Source organism: Blautia sp. DFI.3.45 (genome assembly GCF_020593505.1).
Classification (GTDB): Bacteria; Bacillota; Clostridia; order Lachnospirales; family Lachnospiraceae; genus Blautia_A; species Blautia_A wexlerae.
On record NZ_JAJDMI010000198.1, the window covers coordinates 1 to 319 of the forward strand.

Consider the following 319-nt stretch of genomic DNA (forward strand, 5'->3'; position numbering starts at 1 on the left):
TTCTACAGAACGATCACTGAGCTTAGTATACGTCATTTTAAATGTCCTGTCAATACGCCAAAACATTCTCTGTCATATCAGCTCAAAATTATTCTATGCTATTTTTCTCCAAATTATCATTCTTTTTTATCAGCTTTTAGAATTTATTTGATTTAAAAATACATGAAAAAGCGACAGTCTGATTTACATTTTGTATTTCAGGAAACTGCGCCTCTTTTTCTTCCTTATTCTGTTTTTCTTCCTCCAACTCCCGGAGGACTTCAGCGCCGTACTTATCAATCATCCGTACCAGAAAATCAATGCACCGCTCAAATTCAAT

At 34.5% G+C, this 319-nt stretch carries 1 protein-coding gene; it reads right to left on the reverse strand.

From position 1 onward, the window contains the following. Positions 1 to 136 precede the first annotated feature (136 nt). On the reverse strand, positions 137 to 319 hold a 183-nt coding region (locus LJE09_RS17580; protein WP_227311630.1), incomplete at its 5' end, for a hypothetical protein.